Consider the following 18,784-nt stretch of genomic DNA (forward strand, 5'->3'; position numbering starts at 1 on the left):
TTTCGTAAAGGCCGGTCAAAAGGAGTAGGCGGGGCCGCGCGGCCCCAAGCCCAGCCGCCGACCGCGTCCCGGTGGCCGCGCGGACGCCGGGCGCGGAGAGGAGGATGGGGTCCGGAGGGGGAATCTCGGGACGGACCGTCCGTGGAGGAACCATGACGGCAGTCACACGGGAGCAGATCCCCGTCCTCTTCGAGGGCAACGGCGCCGAACTGCGCGTGCAGGAGCTCGGCGGCGGCTTCTCGGTCGCCTTCGGGCGCTTCGCCAAGGGCGTCGACATGACCCCGGCGTTCAAGGGCCTGCCGGACGACCTGTGCCCGTGCCCGCACTACGCCTACGTGATCAAGGGCCGGATCATGATGCACACGAAGGACGGGGACGAGGTCTACTCGGCCGGGGAGGCCTGCTACTGGGCGCCCGGCCACGCCCCGGTGGCCCTGGAGGACACCGAGTACCTCGACTTCTCGCCGACGGAGGAGTTCCGGGCGGTGGTCGAGCACGTGAAGGCGCAGCTGGCCTAGGGACCTAGAAGGCCCCGGGGTGGATCTGGTCCCGGGTCGCGACGTACTGCTGGCGCGCGCCCTGCCAGGCCGGGTACTCCTCGTCCGGCTCGAACAGCTGCGCCGCGGGCGCCGGCCACACCGGCGGGGTCTTCGAGGCCGCGCCGCCCTGCGCCAGGCCGAGCGCCCACGCGGCCTGCCGGGCCGCGCCCAGGGCCGCGTAGTCCGCCGGCGCCGGCACGAGGACCTGCGTGCCGAACAGTCCGGGTGCGAAGGCCTGTACGGCCGGCAGCTCGGCGGCGGCGCCGAGCAGGAACACCCGGCGGATCTCCACGCCGCGGCTGCGCAGCACGTCGAGCGCGTCCACCAGCCCGCACAGCATGCCCTCGAAGGCGGCCCGCGCGAGGTGCTCGGGCTTCATGGAGTCCCGGCGCAGCCCCGACAGGGTCCCGGCGGTGTGCGGCAGGTTCGGAGTCCGCTCACCCTCCAGGTACGGCAGGAGTACGAGTCCGTGCGCGCCCGGGGTCGACTTCAGCGCGAGCTCGCTCAGCCCCTCCAGGTCGGTGCCCAGCAGTTCGGCGGTGCCGCGCAGGGCCCGTACGGCGTTCAGCGTGTTCACCACCGGCAGGTGCAGCCCGGTGGCGTCGGCGAGGGAGGTGATCAGGCCGCCCGGCTCCGACAGCGCCTCGTGGTGTACGGCCATCACCGATCCGGACGCGCCCAGCGAGACCACGGCGTCGCCGGGTCCCATGCCCAGCCCGAGCGCGGCCGCCATGGTCTCCCCGGTGCCGGCGGAGATCAGCAGCCCCTCGGGCGTGGTCCCGGCGGCTTCGGCCGGGCCGAGCACCTCGGGCAGCAGCGCCCGGTGCCCCAGCGCGAGCTCGACCAGGTCGGGGCGGTAGGCGCCGGTGGCCGCCGACCAGTAGCCGGTGCCGGAGGCGCCGCCGCGGTCGGTGGTGCGCCGGGCCGGGCGGCCCAGCAGCTGCCACACCAGCCAGTCGTGCGGGGACATCAGTACGGCCACCCGCCGGGCCGCCTCGGGCTCGGTACGGGCCAGCCAGGCGAGCTTCGCCACGGGCTGCGCCGAATGGGGGACGGAGCCGACGGCCTCGGCCCAGGCCTGCCGGCCGCCGAAGGCCTCGATCAGCTCGGCGGCTGCGACCTGGCCGCGCTTGTCGTTGCCGATGAGGGCGGGACGGACGAGGCCGCCCTGCGCGTCCAGCGGCAGCAGCCCGTGCTGCTGCGCGGAGACCCCTATGGCCTGCACCCCTTCGAGGAGCCCGCCGCCGGCGGCCTCGCCGAGCGAGAGCAGCCAGGCCTGTGGATCGGTCTCGTGCGGCACCGCCTCGCCGGTGGGCTGCGGATGAGGGGCGTACCCCTGGCGCAGCACGGCGCCCGTCTCGGTGTCACAGACGACGATGCGTGTGAACGCGGAAGAGCTGTCCAGCCCGGCGACTATCCCCATGCGGTGAATTCTGCCGCACGCCGGGGCGGTCTCGACCGCCCCGGCGGGTGCGGGAAGGGTCCCGTCCCATATGTGGAGCCCCGCGCACCGCACCGGGAGGGAGCCGGTGCGCGGCCCCTCACGTGAGGACCCGCGCTCCGGACCGGTCCGGTCAGGTGTTGCTGGTGCCCCAGTCGTCCTCGCCCGCGCCACCGCCGCCGACCCGTGCCCGCAAGCCCCGTACGCGTCCGGAGAGGGCGTCGGGCATCGCGTCGCCGACCTTGTCGCTCACCGCGGCGTAGGCCTTGCCGGCGAACTCCCGACCGGTCTGACCAGCGCTCTCGGCGGCGTTGCGGACCGCGGGGTTCTGCGCGAACTCGCGCGCGGACTTCTTCAACTGTTCATACCGCTCGCGTCCGGCCCGGGTCCCGAGCACGTACCCGAGGGCCAGCCCGACCGCGAACGTGACCTTGTACCGCATGCCTGCCACCCTTCGTCGTGTGGTGCCCGGCCCGCTGGCGATACCGATTGGCGGAGCACCCCCCTGCTTGCGCTAATCTATGACTCGCAACGGGCGCTCGCCCCCTGGCCAAGGCCAGAGGTGGGCTGTTCGGTGCAACGCAGCAATCCCCTGTAGCTCAATTGGCAGAGCAGCCGACTGTTAATCGGCAGGTTACTGGTTCGAGTCCAGTCGGGGGAGCGCGGTCCCCTGTAGCTCAATTGGCAGAGCAGCCGACTGTTAATCGGCAGGTTACTGGTTCGAGTCCAGTCGGGGGAGCAAGAAGGAACGAGGACCCCAGGTGGGTCCTTTTTCTTTTTTCTGCCCTCCGCGCGCAACCGGGCACGGCCCGATGCGGTCTCTCTGGGCAGGCGAAGCCGATCATGCGAGGCATCCGAGGCAGGAGATCGTATGAGCGGCTATGCTGCGGCAGACGGCGCGCACACATGTACGCGCCACGCCGTGAAGGGGCGGTAGCTCAGCCGGTTAGAGCAGCGGACTCATAATCCGTCGGCCGTGGGTTCGAGTCCCACCCGCCCCACTGCGAGCCGCAGGTGAAGAAACGATCTCATCTGCGGCTTTGGCGTGTCCGGGGGCGGTCTTGTCAGCGGACGGGCCCTCAGGCGGGACTTCGGACGGGCCCTCAGACGGGGACTTCGGACGGGCCCTCAGACGGACTTTCGGGCGGGACTTCAGGCGGGACTTCGGACGGGCCCTCAGACGGACTTTCGGGCGGGACTTCAGGCGGGCTTTCGGGCGGGCCTTCGGGCCGCGTCGGACATGGCCTGGGCGCGTAGGGATTCGCAGATGCGGCGGATCAGCCGGGACACGTGCATCTGGGACAGGCCGAGCTCTTCGCCGATGCGGCTCTGGTCCATTTCGCGGAAGAACCTCAGGTAGAGGATCCGCCGGTCGCGCTCGGGCAGGGCGCGCAGCAGGGGGCGGAGCGTCTCGCGGTCGACGATGCGGTCGAAGGCGGGCTCCGGGGAGCCGAGGGTTTCCGCCAGCGTGTAGGCGCCCTCCTGGCGGCCGTGCGCGGCCTCGATGGACAGGGGGGACCAGCTGTTCAGGGCGCCCTGGCCCCTGCGCACCTCCTGCTCGGTCAGGCCGGTCGCCGCGGCGATCTCGGCCGGCGTGGGGCCGCCCGAGTCGCGCGAGGGGGACAGGTCCCGGTCGGCCGTACGGACCTGCGTGCGCAGTTCCTGGACGCGGCGCGGTACGTGCACCGCCCACAGGTTGTCGCGGAAGTGCCGCTTCAGCTCGCCGACGATCGTCGGGATGGCGTAGGCCTCGAAGGCGGTGCCCAGGCCCGGGTCGAAGCGGGAGACCGCTTTGACCAGACCCACTTGGGCGACCTGGCGGAGGTCCTCCATGGGCTCCCTGCCGTTGTTGAAGCGGCGGGCCAGCCGAATGGCCATCGGGATCCAGGCGCACACCACCTCCTGGCGCAGCGCGGCCCGTTGCGGGCCCTGCGGAAGGGACGCGATGCGGAGGAATGCGGCCGCGGTGTCGGGGGAGTCGTCGGCGTAGGGGGTGCGCCGGGTGCTCTGCGTGCCGGTGTGGGTCATGGACACGGGTCTCCTTGGCTCGGCGGCCGTCACGCGCCGTGGGAGCCGACCGCGCGGAAAGGGCGCGGCCCCGGTGGTGGGAACCGGGGCCGCACCCTTCGTTCGCGCGGTGGCGACGAGAGGCCGGCGGGGTGGCCCGTCGGGGAGGACGGGCCGTCCCCGCCGGCGGTCAGGGGCTGATCGGAGCGGGCCCGCTCACATGCGCAGCAGCCGCAGGGTGATCTCCCGGTACTCGCGCAGGGCGAGCCGGAGGTCTTCCGTCTCGGCTTCGACGCCGCGGCCCCGGTGGGTCGCGCCGATGACGCGCCGGCGTTCCACGAGGGCGGCCGTGACCCGGGTGGTGGCCTCGGCGAAGGTGATGTCGGCTTCCTGGACGGCTTCGTGCGGGCTCTGGATGAACGTGCCGAGAGCGTGCTGGAGGTGCAGGGTCAGCCTGTCCCGGTCGCTCTGCGCGAGCAGGGCCATGTGGGCCACGGGGGTGACGGGGGCGACGGGGTTCGTGGGTGGCGTAGCGGCCGGGGTGTCCGCGGGGGTCCCGGGCGGCACCTCGCGCGGTGCCTCGCGGGGTGCGGGGACCCCGCGAGGGTCGCGCCGCGCCGGGGGCGGCCTGCGGGCCGGGTCCTGCCGTGCGCGTTCCTCGTCGTACGTCATCGCGTGCCACTTCTTCCCTCGACGGGGTGCCGCTGCGGACGGTGCCGGCCCGAGTCGGCCGGCTGCTGCGCGACCAGGGCGTCGAAGAGCTCCCGGGCTCCGATCATGGCCCGCCTCTTCTCCTCCGTGCCGCCCTGGCCGTGGACGGCCGCGTGCATCCCGCGGTAGCCGTCGACGTGCTTCGCGTGGTGCACGGACAGCGCGGCGAGCCGCTCTTCGAAGGGCCCGCCGTCCGGGAAGCCCCGGTCCGCCGTCAGCCGGGCCAGCAAGGCGTCGGCCTCGGTGATCGCCTCTTGCGGGGAGTCGACGAACCGCCTCTGGATACCGGCCCACTGGGCCGCGTACTGCTCCCGGGAAGCCGGCGAGAGGGGTCGCTCCCGGACGGAGCCGTGCTGTTTCAGTCGCTCTCCCAGTTCCCGGTCCGCGGCCTTGGTGTCGCCTTCGTGACGGCTCACGAGGCGTTCGTACTCGGGGCCGAAGCGCCGTTTCAGGCCGTGCCCGATCCGGCGGTGGCCGAGTGTGGCCAGGAGGACGGCCGCCACCGCGACGAGGGTCGCGACGAGGAGGGCCGCGATGATGATCACGGCCCTGGAGATGACGGCTCCCCGCTGGTGCCGGCTCGTACGTCGTACTGCTGCATTCCCGTCGTATCCCCTCGGTCGATGGCGCGCGGGTGCCGGGCAGGAGGAGAAGATCCGGAAGGGCATGGCCGGGACCTGCACAGCGGTCACAGGGGTGGTGCCTGCGTTCCGCGGGGTCCGGGCGAAGCGGAGCGGCGGGGGCCTGGCCCGGATCCTCCCGGGGCGCTGCGGCCCGACGCCGTCCTCGTCAGTCAACGCCGGGCGGTGCCCCCTGTCAACAGGGCCTTCGGCGGGGGCCGGGGTGGGGCCGGGGCGAAGGTGGGCGGGGGGCTGTCGCCGAACTCCCCGTGGCACTACGCTGCTTGACGAGGCCCCGGTCCCCGGCAGCGATGATCTGTTCCGCTGCGGAAGGGACCGCTCGTGCCCGTCGTGCTTCTCGCCCTCCTCGTTGTCCTTGTCGCCCTGATCCTCTTCGGCCATCTCAGCCACCTGCTCTGGGTGGTCGCCGCCGTGCTGCTCTTCGCCCTCGTGCACCGCGGACGCAGGAGCGGCGGCCCGGGCTCGGGCCGTGCGGGTGGCCACCGTGACCACGACGGCCACCGTGAGGACGGCGGCCGTGACACCCATGGCACGTACGACACCTACGACAGCTACGGCGACTACCGAGACCACCGGGACCAGCAGCACCGCTGGGACCGCCGCTACGCCCGGCAGCACCGGGGCCGGCGGAGCCGCGAGGACCGCCGCGACCGCCGGGACGGCTGGGAACCGCGCTGACGGCCGGCAACCGCACTTCACGGCCGGCAACCGCGCTGACGGTCAGGCGACCAGACCGGGCAGGGGCTCGGTGCCGTCGATGAAGGCGCCGGCCAGGTCGGACAGCCGGCGGTTGTGCGCGCGGGCGTAGCTCCGCAGTGCGGTGAAGGCCTCCTCCATGCCGATGCCCCGGCGTTCGGCGAGCTTGCCCTTGGCCTGCTCGATCAGCACACGGCTGTTCAGGGCGGTCTGCAACTGCTCGTTGAGCATCGCGCTGTGCCGGGAGGAGCGCTGCTGGAGGAGGCTGATGGTGGCGACGTCGGCCAGGGCCTGGGCGATGCGCGTGGCGGCCGGGTCGAAGGGGCCGGGGCGGGTGCGGAACAGGTTCAGGGCTCCGACGACCTCGTCGCGCAGGCGCATCGGCACGGTCTGGACCGCCGAGTACCCGCTGAGGAGGGCCTGTTCGGTGAAGCGCGGCCAGCGGGCCGCTTCCGTGGCGAGGTCCGGGACGGTGACGGGGGCGCCGGTGTGGAAGCACTCCAGGCACGGGCCCTCGTCGTTCTGGAGCTGGAACAGCTCCAGTAGCCGTACTTGCTCGTCGGAGGCGGCCATCACGCGGAGTTCCCCGTTCAGGTCCGCGAGGAGCACGCCGGCCGCGTTCACGCCGAGCATGCCGACACAGTTGTCGGTCAGCATGCGGAGGAAGTCGATCAGGTCGAAGTCCGCGACCAGGTTGTCCGCCAGTTCGACGAAGGCCTTCGCAAGGAGCTGCTCATTCATCGTGCACACCTTCTGTTGTCAGGCATCGTCGGCCGCGCTCCGTTCCTCGTCCGGGTCCTGCGTGAACCGCAGCCGGCGGGCCACCACGTCGGCGGCCACCTCGGCGAGCCGGCGGCCGTGGGCGTACGCGTAGGCGCGCAGGCGGACGAACGCCTCCTCGATGCCCACGCCGAGCTGGACGGTGAGCATCCCGGTGGCCTGGTCGACCTCGGCCCGGTAGCCGTCGAGGTCACCGCCGGGGCCCGGCGCCGGGTCGATCCGGGTACCGAGGAGCACGAGCGTGGCGGTGTCGGCGAACATCATGGCGTCGGCCAGCTCCCCGGGGTCCAGCTCGACCGGAACCTCGGAGTAGAGGTCGAGGACTCCGGGACTGATCGCGCCGATCCGCAGCGGGAAAGCGAACACCGCCGCCGCGCCGGCGGCGACGGCCTCCGGGGCGAAGGCGGGCCACCGGCGCCGTTCCCCGTCGGCCCGCAGATCGGGCGCCAGGACGGCCGACCCGAGGGCCAGGGCGTCCACACCGGGGCCTTCGCCCAAGGTGAGCTGCAGTTCCTCGATCCGCTCGCTCACCGGGCCGGTGGAACACAGCGGGCGCCCGGCCGTCATCCGGGACGCGGCCGTCACCCCGGCTCCGCAGATGGGGAGCGCGGCCACGGCGGCCGTGCACACGTCCACCACCGCGACCCGTGCGCCGCGCCGGGCCGCCTGCTCGGCCACGAGCACCTGGATCCGGGCCGACCGCCCACCCGTCACCGTTCCGGCCGGCGAAGGCCGTCGGGGCGGTGGGTGCCGGTCGCGGTCGCCGCCGTCGGGCCGAGGGGCAGCACCAGGGCCCGGATCAGCTCCGTGCCGGGCGGCCTGTGGACCTCTCCGATCTCGCGCCACCCCCAGGACTGGAAGGCCTTCAGGGTCCTGATGTCGGAGTCGGGCACCAGGGTGGCGCCGAGCGACGCCCCGTGGTCGTCGAGCAGCCGTTCCTGCAGCCGTCTGCCGACCGTGCGGCACTGTTCGTGCGGGGCGACCACGACCTCGCTGATGGCGAAGACGTGGCCGGAGGCCGTGAGCCGTTCGACATCCCGGGGAAGGGTGCCGAGGAACCCTCGCCACCAGGAGCCGTCCCGCCGCAGCGGGAAGCCGAAGACGCATCCGAACAGGGCGGGCCGCTCCGCGACCAGCATGGCGAAGCCGGGCCGCCGGACATCGCCCGTGAGCCGGTGCAGGAAGGCTTCCCGGCAGCTGTGGGCCGTGCCGATCACCGGGTACGAGGACTCCACGTACAGGTCCGCCACGTCCTCCTTCAGCCCCTCGGCCTGCCACCGGTTCAGCCGCCGCAGACGGAGCTCGGCCAGCGCGTCCGGCCCGGACAGAGCCGTGCGGCGGCCTCGTGGGGGACGGCCCTGTGGCGGAAGCCCCTGCGGCGGGGTGTCCGTCACAGCGCTCCGCCCAGGGCGGGGAGCACGGGAGCGGGACGGTCGCCGTCGTGCAGGCATTGCGCCGGGGAGGCGCGCAGTGAGTGGACGGTCGCCACGTCGATCTCCCCGGCCGGGGAGATCAGCGCGCGGCTGCCCTCGCCGTACCGGTCGGTGTTGGGATCGGGGACACGCATGGTGGGGTGCCTCGGTTCGGTACCAGCCGGGCAGGGCCGTTCGGCGCCGAACTTCCCGGCTCCTCCAGGCACTTCCCGGTGCGGGTGTACGCGCGCGGTGGGCGGAGACCGGTCCGGAGGCCTGTGTTCCAGGATGCGGGACGAGCCGTACCCTCGGATGCGCCGGGCGGGCGGACCTTCAAGTCCGTGCCGGGACGCGGAGATCTGTGGCGGGCAACGCACCGTCGGGGTCTCGAACGGGGACGCTCTGTTCGCAGCATAGCCCGGTGCCAGGTTGGGCGGAGGGGCACAAGCAGGCCTTTCCTGGCCGGTTGCGGTCCGGCGCGGGCCCGCGCCGAGTGCGCCCCCGCCGCGAGCCGCAGGTGCAGAATCGATCGCACCTGCGGCTTCGGCGGTTCCGGCCGCTGCGTTTTGGGGCGGAACCGGCTAACAGGCCTCCGTCTCGTCCGCCAGGTGGCGCAGGACGTCGCTCAGATCGCCGCGGCGGGCGAAGGCCGTGCGCTGGCGGTGCGCCCCCGAGCCGTCGCGCAGGAGGCCGGCCAGGGTCTTCGCCGCGTGGTCGAGGTCGCCGGACGCGGCCAGTTCGGGGGCCACCAGGTCGAGCAGGGCCTCCGCCAGGTCCGCCGCCGGGAGCTCGAAGCCCGTGTACGGGTCCAGCCCGAAGCCCTCCAGGCCGTCGTGGGCCGCCCGCCAGCGCGCGAGACGCAGTACGTCCTCCCGTACGGGCGGGTCGGGCCGCTGCTCGGCGATCTCGCGCAGGGCCGTCGCGACGAGGGCGCGGGTCAACTCCGCCTGGAGGATGGCCGAGTCGATGTCCGGGGACATGTCGGGGGCCCGCAGTTCGAGCGTCGGCCAGTTCCCCGAGGGCCTCAGGTCCCAGTAGACCATCTTGGTGTCGAGGGCCGCCCCCGAGCCGAGCAGGGTCTGCACGGAGCGCCGGAAGTGGGCCGTCGAGGTGAAGTGCGGGGGCAGGCCCGCCGAGGGCCAGCCCGCCCAGGCCATCGCCCGCCAGCTGGCGTGACCGGTGTCGCGGCCGCCCCAGAAGGGGGAATTGGCCGCCAGCGCGATCAGCGTGGGCAGCCAGGGCCGGACCCGGTTGGAGACGGCCACCGCCGTGTCCACGTCGAGGGTGCCGATGTGGACGTGCCGGCCGCAGCTGACGAGGGTGTCGGTGAGCGCGCCGAAGCGCCGGGCCTGCTCGCGCTGGCGCGGCTCGTCGTCGGTCAGGTGGAGCGGGCCCTCCACGGCGAGCACCGGGGAGGGCGCGGCCAGCAGCCGGCAGCCGTGCGCGCGGGCCGCCCGCGCGAGGGTGCGCCGCAGACCGGCGAGCTCGCCGCGCAGGATCGCGGCCGAGTCGGCGACGGGGGTGGAGATCTCCACCTGGTAGCGAGTGCCTTCGGGGTGCAGTTCGTGGGGGAGTCCCGCGGCGGTGGACAGGACGAGCGGGGCGGCCGGGACCACCCGCAGGGTGCGGGCGTCGACGAGGAGGAACTCCTCCTCGACCCCCAGGGTGAGGGGGAAGACCGGACCGGTCGCGCCCGGTGCCGACGTCTTCGGCGCTGCCTTGGTCTCCGTCTTCGTGGTTCCGGTGCTCGTGGTGCTGGTGCCAGGTTCGATCACTGCGCCTCCCTGGACATACGAGTCTTTTCATCATGAGCTGAACCTCAGGCGGGGAGCGCACGTCTATTCGGTCAAATGTCCGGTGATAGTGGCGAGTTAGCGGCAAGAAATGCGCCGCCGCGGGGCCCGGGTTCCGGGTGGGGTGAGTGGTGCGCGTGCGGGAAAGCGGCGTAAGCCCGGGCAGGCGCCCGGTCCGCGCCGGCCCGGCACCGGCCCGGCGCGGACCGGGCGCCCGCCCGGCTCCGGGCAGCGGCGGCTTATCATCCGCTGTGACCCGTACGACCGCTCCACCTCCGCCCATCCGCCCCCGGCGCCGCATATTGGCCGACCTCACCCCGCTGAGAACCTCCCCGGACTTCCGGCGGCTGTGGGCCGGCGGGATCATCTCCTGGCTGGGCCAGGCGATGACCGCCCTGGCCATCTCGCTCCAGGTCTACGAGATCACCGGCTCCAGCTTCTCCGTCGGACTGGTCGGGCTCTGCTCGCTCGTCCCGCTGGTCGCCTTCGGGCTCTACGGCGGGGCCATCGCCGACACCGTCGACCGCCGCAAGCTCGGCCTCTTCAGCGCGATCGGCCTGGCCGCCCTGTCCTTCGCCCTGGCCGGCGCCGCGCTCCTGGACTACCACCGGGTCTGGCTGCTGTACGCCGTCGTCGCGCTCCAGTCCGTCTGCGGGGCCCTCAACGGGCCCGCCCGGTCCGCGATGATCCCGCGGCTGCTCCCGGCCGAGCAGCTGCCCGCCGCCAACGCCCTGAACTCCGTGGTCATGACCTTCGGGATGACCGCCGGCCCGGCGCTGGGCGGGGTCATCGTCGGCTGGTGGGGCTACCAGGCCGCGTACCTGATCGACGCCCTCACCTTCGGCGCCGCCCTCTACGCGATGTGGCGGCTGCCGTCGATGAAGCCCGAGGGGGCCGGTGACCGCACGGGGCGGGCCTCCGTACTCGACGGCCTGCGCTTCCTGGGGACCCGGCCGAACATCCGGATGACCTTCTTCTCCGACCTGGCCGCCATGGTGCTGGCCCAGCCGAAGGCGCTGTTCCCGGCCGTGGCCGTGCTCTGGTACGGCGGCGACGCCAAGACGGTCGGGCTGCTCGTGGCCGCCCCCGCCGTGGGGGCGCTGCTCGGGGGGCTGTTCTCCGGCTGGCAGGGCCGGATCCGCCGGCACGGGGTGGCGATCCTGCTCTCCGTCGCCGCGTGGGGGCTGGCCATCGCGGTGTTCGGGCTGACCCGCGACCTCTGGCTCGGGCTGCTCTTCCTGGCCCTGGCGGGGTGCGCCGACAGCATCTCGATGGTGTTCCGCACCACCATGCTCCAGGCCGCGACCCCGGACGGGATGCGGGGCCGTCTGCAGGGCGTCTTCATCGTGGTCGTCGCGGGCGGGCCCCGGCTCGGGGACTTCCTCGCCGGAGCCGCCGCCGAACTCACCTCCCCGACCGTCGCGATCACGGGCGGCGGGCTCGGCTGCGTACTCGTACTGGCGCTGCTGGCCGCGCGGTGGAGGGGGTTCGCCCGCTACGACGCGCGAACGCCCCAGGCGTGAGGGGCGCGGGCGGGCTCGGGCCGGGGCCAGGACGGCCAGGCCGCTGAGTGCGCCGACGAACATCAAGGCGGGTGCGGGTGCGGGTGCGGGTGCGGGTGCGGGTGAGGGTGCGGGTTCGGCCGCGTCCGGGTCGCAGCTCGCGGGACTGCATTTCAGCGACGGACAGTCCCTCACGAGCCACCAGGCGCACGCCCTTGTGCGCCCCTTTGTGCGCCCCCTTCCGCGCCCCCTTAAGCGTCCACCGGCTCGCGGGTGCGGTCGCTGACCTCCCCGCCGGTGTTGGCGGTGCCGGCGGGCTCGAACATCAGGATCGCCGTCTCCCCGTCGGCCCGCGGGCAGTGCTCCACCCCGCGGGGGACCACGTAGATCTCGCCGGGGTTCAGTACGACGTCCCCGGCGCGCAGCCCGATCGTCAGGGTGCCGCTGACGACGAGGAAGAGCTCGTCGGTGTCCTCGTGGGTGTGCCAGATGAACTCGCCCTGGATCTTGGCGATCTTGACCTCGTAGTCGTTGACCCGGGCGATCCGGTGCGGGGCCCACTGCTCGGTGAAACCGGCCAGCTTCTCCGCGATGTTCACCACGGCCGCCGCCGGGCGTCCGTTCTCGTGCGTGCTCTCGGATGTCGTCATACGGGCAGGCTGCCCGCGTGCGCCCCGACCGGTCTTGTACGTTCCTGACATGCCGGCCGCGCCACGTCCGCTCAGTACGGTCTCCGCCTGGCAGCCGCCGGTGCCGGGGATCGCCGAGGTGTTCCACGCCCGGTTCACCGATCACGCCTACCCCGCCCACGTCCACGACACGTGGACGCTGATGATCCTCGACGGCGGCCGCGTCGACTTCGGGCTCGACCGCGAACGGCACGGCGTCGGTGGCTCGGAGACGGTGGCCCTGCTCCCGCCCGGGGTGGTCCACGACGGGCGGACCGTCACCGAGGCGGGCTTCCGCAAGCGCGTGCTGTACCTCGACGCGTCCGTGCTCCCGGAGTCGCTGACCGGGGCCGCGGTCGACGCGCCGCTGCTGCTCGACGCCGCCCTGCGCGACCGGGTCCACGGACTGCACCGCGCCCTGGGCGCGCGGGAGTTGCCCGCCGGCGCGGTCGAGCGGCTGGAGGCGCAGTCGCGGCTGGCCTTCGTCCAGGAGCGGCTGCGCACGTGGCTGGAGGGCCGTCAGGTGGTCCCGTACGGGGCTCCGGGCCCGGATACGGCCGTACGACTGCGCGAGCTCCTCGATGCGCGGGTCCTCGGCGGGATCGCCCTGGAGGAGGCTTCCGCGCTTCTGGGACACGCCCATCCCACCCACCTGATCCGCAGCTTCCGGCAGGCGTTCGGGCTCCCTCCGCACGCCTACCTCACCGGGCTGCGGGTCGCGAAGGCGCGGCGGCTGCTGCTGGCGGGGATGCGGCCCGCCGAGGCGGCGGTGGCGGCGGGGTTCTACGACCAGGCGCACCTGACGCGGCACTTCGGGCGGCACGTGGGGATCAGTCCGGGGCGGTTCGCCCGATCCGGGTGTGTGTGAAGGGAAGTTGGCGGGTTCGTTGCCATCGCGTTGCCGGGCCTTCCGTTTTCTTTCGATTCGTCATATGACAGTTCGGAAGTTCACCCCTAGCCGACCCAGGAGGAAGGCCTTCATGCGCCTTCGTACGCTCGTCACCACCGCCGTGGCCACCGCCGCGCTCGCCGGAGCACTCGTTCCGCAGGCCCAGGCCCAGGCCCCCGCGGCTCCGCGGGCACCGAAGGAGGACCGTTCCTGCTCGCCGTACCTCTCGATCGCCGGCTACTCGGACTCCCTCGACAAGACCCTCATCGACGGGAAGCTGGTCGGCGGGCTCTCCGGGCTCTCGGTGGACCGGGACGGCACGATCGCCGCGATCTCCGACAAGTCGGCGCTGTACAAGCTGAAGGTGGGCCGCGGCGACACCCCGACGGCGACGGCCGCCGCGCGGCTGCCGCTGACCGACGGCACGGGCAAGGCCCTCGACTCCGAGGGAATCGTCGTCGACCGAGACGGCACCTACCTGGTGACGGACGAGAACGCCCCGGCCATCCGGCGGCACGCACGCACCGGCGAGGTGCTGGGCTCGCTGCCGATCCCGGACGGCTTCAAGCTCGCGCCCGTGGGCCGGGCCACGGTCAACCAGACCTTCGAGTCGCTGACCCTGCTGCCCGGCGGGCACACCCTCGTCGCCGGCGTCGAGGGCGCACTGGCCGGGGACGGCAAGGACGCGCAGGGGCGGACGCTCCAGCGGATCCAGACCTGGGAACGCCGCGGCCGCGACGGTGAATTCGTGCTCGGGCGGCAGTACGCGTACCCGGTGGACGCCGGACACGGGCTGGTGGAGCTCGCGCCGACGCGCGACGGCCGGCTGATCGTGCTGGAGCGCGGCTTCACGCAGCAGTTCAAGATCACGGTGCGGCTGTACCTCGCCGACCCCCTGGGCGCCACGGACACCTCGAAGTTGACGGCGCTGGAGGAGGGCCCGGCGCTGCGGACCGCGGGCAAGACCCCGATCGGCGACCTCGACGGCTGCCCGACGCTGGGCGCGCCGTCCAAGCTGCCGCAGAACCACCCGCTGGTCGACAACGTCGAGGGCATGGTGGTCACGGACTACGACGGGCACGGACGGGTGCGGCTGCTGCTGACCAGCGACGACAACGAGTTCCCGCAGCAGATCACCCGGCTCTACCGGGTGGACGTGAAGCTGCCGGCACGGAGCCGGGGGCACTGAGCGTCACTCCCGTCCCCTCCCTACTCCTCCTTCGCGGGGGAGACGATGCCGCGCGCGACGCCCAGGGCGACCAGGTCCTGGGGGCGGACGCGCAGTTGGTCCGCCGTCGCCGGGGCCGACTCCGGGGGGCGTTTGAGGATGGCCGCCGCCAGTTCGGGGGCGATCACCGAGAAGTAGCTGTCCGGGGTGACCCAGGTGTTGCCCGGCGCCGCCAGGGCCAGGGCGCCGCCCGAGCCACCCTCGCCGATGAGGAGGGTGGTGACGGGGACCCCGGCCGAGGCGAGCGCCGCGAAGGCGTCGGCGATGGCCGCGCCGGCGCCCGCGTGTTCGGCGGCGGCGTCGTTGGCCGCGCCGGGGGTGTCCACGAGGGTGAGCACCGGGATCCCGAGCCGGTCCGCGAGCCGGATGACACGGGCCGCCGTACGGTACCCGGCCGGGCGGGTGGCGGTGCCGCACTGGGCGGCGTAGGCCACGGCCCTGCCCTCCCGGAGCCCGAACCCGCACAGCATCCCGGGGTCCGTGCCGCCCGCCCGGTCCCCGGAGAGGTGGAGGCGGAGCTCGAAGTACGCGTCCAGGTACTGCTCCGCGCGCGGCCGGCCGGGGTGGCGGGCGAGCCGGACGGCGTCCCACCCCGTGGGCGGCAGCGCTACGTCGGCCAGCGCGGCGGGGGGTGCCACGGGCTCGGCGGCGCGGGGCGCGGCGAGCACCCGGAGCCAGGCCGTCAGGGTCAGGGAGAGCTGCGCGGCGGGGACGACGGCGTCCACGTGCCCGGCGGCGTACTGCCCCTCGGCGGTGTAAGCGGCCGGATCCGCGTCCGGCGGCCGCACCCGGGACCCGGCGAACCCGACCTGCGCCCCGGGCAGCGCGAGGATCACGTCGGCCCCCGCCCCGAGGGTGGCCCAGCCGCCGCCGGTGGTGGGGTCGCGAAGGACGGCGATCTGCGGGAGGCCGGCGGCGCGGGTGAGGGCGGACTGGCGGGCCACGCGCTGCAGTTGGGTCAGCGCGAGCATGCCCTCCTGCATGCGGGAGCCGCCGGTGGCGATGAGGGAGACCAAGGGGAGGCGGTGGGTGCGGGCGTGGGTGTAGGCCGCCTCCAGGCGGTCGCCGGTGCGGTGGCCCAGGGACCCGCCGAGGAAGCCGAACTCGAAGGAGATCACGGTGGCTTCGTGGCCGCCGATGCGGGCGGTGCCGGTGACGACGGACTCGTCCTCGCCGGTCCGCGCGGTGGCGCGGGCGCGGGAGTCGTCGTAGCCGGCCCAGCCGAGGGGGCCGTCGGGGGCGGAGTCCCCCGGCGGGGCGGGGAGTTCGGTGAAGCTGCCGGGGTCGGTGGCGGAGGCGATGGCGGCGCGGGCCGAGGGGCGGGTCGTCACGGCGACACCCTACGGGTGCCTCCTCTCGTGTCGCTCGCAGGGCGGCGCCGGGTGCCGGGCGCCGGGCATGGTTCGGCGGTGGCGGTCGGCGTGCCTGCCCCTGCCGCCTGGGACGTGGGCGACGGGCGGGCCGGTGCGGGTGGGTGGGCCCTGCGGGGCGGAGTCCCCTACCCGCCCTTCGCCCGTTCCCCGGGGCTGTGCCCCGGACCCCCTGGGGCTCCGCCCCAGACCCCGCGCCTCAAACGCCGGCGAGGCTGGGTTTATCCAGCCCCTCCGGCGTTTGAGGCGCGGGGTCCGGGGCGGAGCCCCGGGGAACGGTGGAAGGGCGGGTAGGGGACCTCGCCCCGCAGGGCAGATCACCCGCACCCGCCCGCGCAGCGTCAGAGCGGGGATTCCCAGGTCAAGGTGGTGCCCCGGGTGCCCGACTCCGTGCGGCCGTCGTCGGAGACGGTGAGGCGGACCCGGGCGGGGACCGCGTCGACCTCGACGTCGATGGAGGTGACCTCCGTCCGGCGGTGCGCGGCGGCCAGCGCACCGCGCAGGGCGGCGAGGAGGTCACCCGCGACCGGGTCGGGCAGCAGCGCGTCCACCGTCCCCGCGAAGTGCACCGACGGCTGGAAGCCCAGCAGCACCGCCGCCCCGCCGGTCTCCCGCAGGACCCGCCCCCGGAAGGTGGTCGGGGCGTCCGTCGGCGGCTGCTGGAGGGCGAAGATGGCCGTGCGGACCTCCTGGATGGTGGAGTCGAGCTCGTCCACCGCCCGGCTCAGCTCCTCGCCGACCGTGTCCCCGGTGGGTGCCTTGGCGGAGCGCCGCCGGGTGCTCTCCAGCATCATCTCCGTCGCGAACAGCCGCTGGACCACCAGGTCGTGGAGGTCGCGGGCGATGCGGTCCCGGTCCTCGTAGACGGCGAGTTGCTCGCGGTCGTGCTGCGCGTCCGCCAGGACCAGGGCCAGTGCGGCCTGGGAGGCGAACTGCGAGGCCAGCAGCCGGTCGACCGCGTCGTAGGCGGGGCCGCCGCGGACGCGGGGCAGGGCGAGCGTGCCGATGAGCTGGCCGCCGCTCTGCAGGGGCAGCATCATGCTGGGGCCGAAGCGCTCGCGTACGTGCGTGGTCATCCGGGGGTCCGTCGCCGAGTCCTCTATGAAGACCGGCTCGCCGCCCAGGAGTTGTTCCAGGACCGCCGAGCCCGGGGCGATGGCCGTGCCCACCAGGTCCCCGGGGTCCCCCTGCGTGGAGGCGGCCACGATCTCCATGCCGCCCTCGGGGGTCGGCTGGAGGACGACCCCGGCCGCCGCGTCGGCCAGCAGCCGGGCCCGTTCGGCCACGCACATCAGCGCGTCGGCCGCCGGCCGGCCCGCCAGCAGGGTGGTGGTCACGGCGGCGGCGCCCTCGATCCAGCGCTCCCGGCGGCGCGCGGTCTCGTACAGCCGGGCGTTGCCGATCGCTATCCCCGCCTGCGAGGCCAGGACGCGCAGCAGCGCGAGGTCCTCGTCCGTGAACGGGCCGCCGCCCTGCTTGTCGGTGAGGTAGAGGTTGCCGAAGACCTCGGTGTGGACCCGGATCGGGACGCCGAGGAACCCCTTCATCGGGGGGTGTCCCGGCGGGAAGCCGGCCGAGCGGGGGTCCTGGTTCAGGTCCTCCAGCACGAGCGGGCGCGGATCGGTGATCAGGGCGCCGAGCAGGCCGGAACGGCCGTCCGGCTGCCCGCCGATCGCGTTCTTCTCGGCTTCGGTCAGGCCGGAGGTGAACAGCCCGGTCAGCCCGACGCGCTCGGGGTCGACGACCCCGAGCGCTCCGTACCGTGCCGCACACAGGTCGGTCGCCGAATCCACGATGTGCTGGAGGGTGGTCCGCAGTTCGAGTTCGGAGCCGACGCTGAGGACCGCCTCCAGGAGGACGGGCAGGCTGGCCACCTGGCGGGCGGCGACGTCGTTCCCGTCCCCGGGGGTTGCCGGGGACGGCTCGGCGTGCGTCATTCGGCCAGGGGGTTCAGAACCATGGGGGCGATCTTCCCTTCGAGCATCATGCCGAGGCCCAGTACGGCGCAGACGTCCGGCCGTTCGGCGATGGCCACGGGCATCCCGGTGGCATCGCGGAGCATCTGGTCCAGGCCCGGCAGCAAGGCGCTGCCACCCACCATCATGATCCCCCGGTCCGTCAGATCGGCCACCAGGTCCGGCGGGCAGTCGCGCAGCACCTTGCCGATGCCGTCGAGCACGGCGGTCAGCGGGGTGTGGATGGCGTCGCGGACGGCCGCGGTGTCGACGTGGACGGAGCGGGCGAGCCCGGTGGCCACGTCGCGGCCGTGGATGAGGGTCGAGGTCGGTCCGCCGGCGGTGATTCCGTTCCCGTGCAGGGCCAGTTGGAGCGGCCGGACGGCCTGGCTGGGCAGCATCAGCTCGTGCGCGTGGCGCAGGTGCTGGACGACGGCGTGGTCGATGGCCTCGCCGCCGACCGGGATCCGCACGGCGGTGACGATCGAGCCGAGGGAGAGGACGGCGACCTGGGTGGCGGCGGCCCCGCACACCATGATCATCGTCGCGGTCGGCTGCTCCACGGGCAGTCCGCAGCCGACGGCCGCCGCGATCAGGGTGTCGACGAGTTCGACGCGCCGGGCTCCGAGTCCGACCATCGTCTCCACCGCCGCGCGCTGGGCGAGCGGGTCGGCGTCGTGCGGGGTGCAGGCGGCGGCCCGCAGCCGGGGCTTGCGGCGCAGGGCGCGCCGCAGCTTCTCGCCGAGGAGGTGGCGCAGCATGCGCTGGGCCATCTCGATGTCCACGACGGTGCCGCCGGAGACGGGGCGGACCACGCGGATGTAGTCGGGCGTGCGGCCGGTCATCCGCTCGGCGAAGGTGCCGACGGCGATGAGTGCGCCGGTCCGCGTGTTCACGGCGGCGACGCTGGGCTCGTCCACGACCAGGCCGAGGCCCTTGACGTAGACGCGGGTCCTGGCCGCTCCGAGGTCGACGGCCACGTGGCAGCGGCGCAACTGCTCAAGACTGACGGTCACGGCAGATCCTCCCGAGAGCACTGACGCAAGAAGACCGGCGGGTGCCGGTCACACTTCGTATCTTCTCGGGTGAATTACCCGTATTGCCCGATTTGATGCTCCGGCTGGGGGGTGTCGTGAGATACGGAAGGGTCAC

The 18,784-nt window shown here is 73.7% G+C and carries 19 protein-coding genes and 3 tRNA genes; 8 read left to right on the forward strand and 14 right to left on the reverse strand.

Translation table 11 applies throughout. From position 1 onward, the window contains the following. The first annotated feature begins 152 nt into the window (after positions 1-152). On the forward strand, positions 153-518 hold the full coding sequence (locus tag OG276_RS25610; RefSeq protein WP_266909044.1) for a hypothetical protein: 366 nt from the start codon (positions 153-155) through the stop codon (positions 516-518). A 4-nt stretch (positions 519-522) separates the two neighbouring features. Here OG276_RS25610 and OG276_RS25615 read toward each other — a convergent pair whose 3' ends face one another. Both OG276_RS25615 and OG276_RS25620 read right to left on the reverse strand, forming a co-directional pair. Next, on the reverse strand, positions 523-1,962 hold the full coding sequence (locus OG276_RS25615; RefSeq protein WP_266909045.1) for an FGGY family carbohydrate kinase: 1,440 nt from the start codon (positions 1,960-1,962) through the stop codon (positions 523-525). A 151-nt stretch (positions 1,963-2,113) separates the two neighbouring features. Continuing rightward, positions 2,114-2,422 carry a YtxH domain-containing protein gene (locus tag OG276_RS25620; RefSeq protein WP_266909046.1) on the reverse strand — a complete coding sequence of 103 codons (309 nt, stop codon included), beginning with the start codon at positions 2,420-2,422 and terminating at the stop codon, positions 2,114-2,116. A 146-nt stretch (positions 2,423-2,568) separates the two neighbouring features. On the opposite strand from OG276_RS25620, the gene OG276_RS25625 reads away from it, so the two are divergent. The 3 genes from OG276_RS25625 to OG276_RS25635 all read left to right on the forward strand — a co-directional run bounded on the left by OG276_RS25625 (position 2,569) and on the right by OG276_RS25635 (position 2,981). Continuing rightward, positions 2,569-2,641 (forward strand) — tRNA-Asn (locus OG276_RS25625). Positions 2,642-2,646: 5 nt separating this feature from the next. Next, positions 2,647-2,719, forward strand: a tRNA-Asn gene (locus OG276_RS25630). A 188-nt stretch (positions 2,720-2,907) separates the two neighbouring features. Next, positions 2,908-2,981, forward strand: a tRNA-Ile gene (locus tag OG276_RS25635). A gap of 199 nt (positions 2,982-3,180) precedes the next feature. Here OG276_RS25635 and OG276_RS25640 read toward each other — a convergent pair. The 3 genes from OG276_RS25640 to OG276_RS25650 all read right to left on the reverse strand — a co-directional run bounded on the left by OG276_RS25640 (position 3,181) and on the right by OG276_RS25650 (position 5,243). Then, the gene (locus OG276_RS25640; protein ID WP_266909047.1) at positions 3,181-4,008 is read right to left on the reverse strand and encodes a SigB/SigF/SigG family RNA polymerase sigma factor; all 828 of its coding nucleotides are present in this window, start codon (positions 4,006-4,008) and stop codon (positions 3,181-3,183) included. Between the two features lie 195 nt (positions 4,009-4,203). After that, on the reverse strand, positions 4,204-4,659 hold the full coding sequence (locus tag OG276_RS25645; protein ID WP_266909048.1) for a hypothetical protein: 456 nt from the start codon (positions 4,657-4,659) through the stop codon (positions 4,204-4,206). Then, positions 4,656-5,243: a hypothetical protein gene (locus OG276_RS25650; RefSeq protein WP_266909049.1), complete on the reverse strand. Its 588-nt coding sequence runs from the start codon at positions 5,241-5,243 to the stop codon at positions 4,656-4,658. Before OG276_RS25650 ends, OG276_RS25645 begins: the two co-directional genes overlap by 4 nt. A gap of 417 nt (positions 5,244-5,660) precedes the next feature. Here OG276_RS25650 and OG276_RS25655 point away from each other — a divergent pair, with 417 nt between their 5' ends. Continuing rightward, on the forward strand, positions 5,661-6,017 hold the full coding sequence (locus OG276_RS25655) for a hypothetical protein (RefSeq protein WP_266909050.1): 357 nt from the start codon (positions 5,661-5,663) through the stop codon (positions 6,015-6,017). 42 nt (positions 6,018-6,059) lie between these two features. On the opposite strand, the gene OG276_RS25660 is transcribed toward OG276_RS25655, so the two are convergent. From OG276_RS25660 to OG276_RS25680, 5 genes are all read right to left on the reverse strand, one after another. Beyond that, entirely contained in the window at positions 6,060-6,776 is a 717-nt protein-coding gene (locus OG276_RS25660) for a GAF and ANTAR domain-containing protein (protein WP_266909051.1), read from the reverse strand. An 18-nt stretch (positions 6,777-6,794) separates the two neighbouring features. Next, the gene (locus OG276_RS25665) at positions 6,795-7,529 is read right to left on the reverse strand and encodes an ANTAR domain-containing protein (RefSeq protein WP_266909052.1); all 735 of its coding nucleotides are present in this window, start codon (positions 7,527-7,529) and stop codon (positions 6,795-6,797) included. Next, positions 7,526-8,209 (reverse strand): hypothetical protein, encoded by a 684-nt coding sequence (locus OG276_RS25670; RefSeq protein WP_266909053.1) that lies wholly within the window; start codon positions 8,207-8,209, stop codon positions 7,526-7,528. Before OG276_RS25670 ends, OG276_RS25665 begins: the two co-directional genes overlap by 4 nt. Then, the gene (locus OG276_RS25675; protein ID WP_266909054.1) at positions 8,206-8,382 is read right to left on the reverse strand and encodes a hypothetical protein; all 177 of its coding nucleotides are present in this window, start codon (positions 8,380-8,382) and stop codon (positions 8,206-8,208) included. The genes OG276_RS25670 and OG276_RS25675 overlap by 4 nt, the downstream gene beginning before the upstream one ends. 426 nt (positions 8,383-8,808) lie before the next feature. Next, the gene (locus OG276_RS25680) at positions 8,809-10,002 is read right to left on the reverse strand and encodes a glutamate--cysteine ligase (protein ID WP_266909055.1); all 1,194 of its coding nucleotides are present in this window, start codon (positions 10,000-10,002) and stop codon (positions 8,809-8,811) included. 269 nt (positions 10,003-10,271) lie between these two features. Here OG276_RS25680 and OG276_RS25685 point away from each other — a divergent pair, with 269 nt between their 5' ends. Beyond that, positions 10,272-11,543: an MFS transporter gene (locus tag OG276_RS25685; protein ID WP_266909056.1), complete on the forward strand. Its 1,272-nt coding sequence runs from the start codon at positions 10,272-10,274 to the stop codon at positions 11,541-11,543. 230 nt (positions 11,544-11,773) lie between these two features. On the opposite strand, the gene OG276_RS25690 is transcribed toward OG276_RS25685, so the two are convergent. Then, complete coding sequence (locus tag OG276_RS25690) at positions 11,774-12,172, reverse strand: cupin domain-containing protein (protein ID WP_266909057.1); 399 nt, start codon at positions 12,170-12,172, stop codon at positions 11,774-11,776. 49 nt (positions 12,173-12,221) lie between these two features. On the opposite strand from OG276_RS25690, the gene OG276_RS25695 reads away from it, so the two are divergent. Both OG276_RS25695 and OG276_RS25700 read left to right on the forward strand, forming a co-directional pair. Then, positions 12,222-13,058, forward strand: a complete 837-nt coding sequence (locus OG276_RS25695) for an AraC family transcriptional regulator (protein ID WP_266909058.1) — start codon at positions 12,222-12,224, stop codon at positions 13,056-13,058. A 112-nt stretch (positions 13,059-13,170) separates the two neighbouring features. After that, complete coding sequence (locus OG276_RS25700; RefSeq protein ID WP_266909059.1) at positions 13,171-14,268, forward strand: esterase-like activity of phytase family protein; 1,098 nt, start codon at positions 13,171-13,173, stop codon at positions 14,266-14,268. Positions 14,269-14,288: 20 nt separating this feature from the next. On the opposite strand, the gene OG276_RS25705 is transcribed toward OG276_RS25700, so the two are convergent. The 3 genes from OG276_RS25705 to OG276_RS25715 form a co-directional block, all read right to left on the reverse strand. Next, the gene (locus tag OG276_RS25705) at positions 14,289-15,638 is read right to left on the reverse strand and encodes a carboxyl transferase domain-containing protein (RefSeq protein WP_266909060.1); all 1,350 of its coding nucleotides are present in this window, start codon (positions 15,636-15,638) and stop codon (positions 14,289-14,291) included. Positions 15,639-16,018: 380 nt separating this feature from the next. Continuing rightward, positions 16,019-17,614, reverse strand: coding sequence for a GAF domain-containing protein (locus OG276_RS25710; RefSeq protein ID WP_266909061.1), 1,596 nt, complete (start codon positions 17,612-17,614; stop codon positions 16,019-16,021). After that, complete coding sequence (locus tag OG276_RS25715; RefSeq protein WP_250745591.1) at positions 17,611-18,648, reverse strand: rod shape-determining protein; 1,038 nt, start codon at positions 18,646-18,648, stop codon at positions 17,611-17,613. Before OG276_RS25715 ends, OG276_RS25710 begins: the two co-directional genes overlap by 4 nt. Positions 18,649-18,784: the final 136 nt, after the last annotated feature.

The sequence above is a fragment of the Streptomyces sp. NBC_00086 genome, assembly GCF_026343255.1.
Lineage (GTDB): Bacteria > Actinomycetota > Actinomycetes > Streptomycetales > Streptomycetaceae > Streptomyces.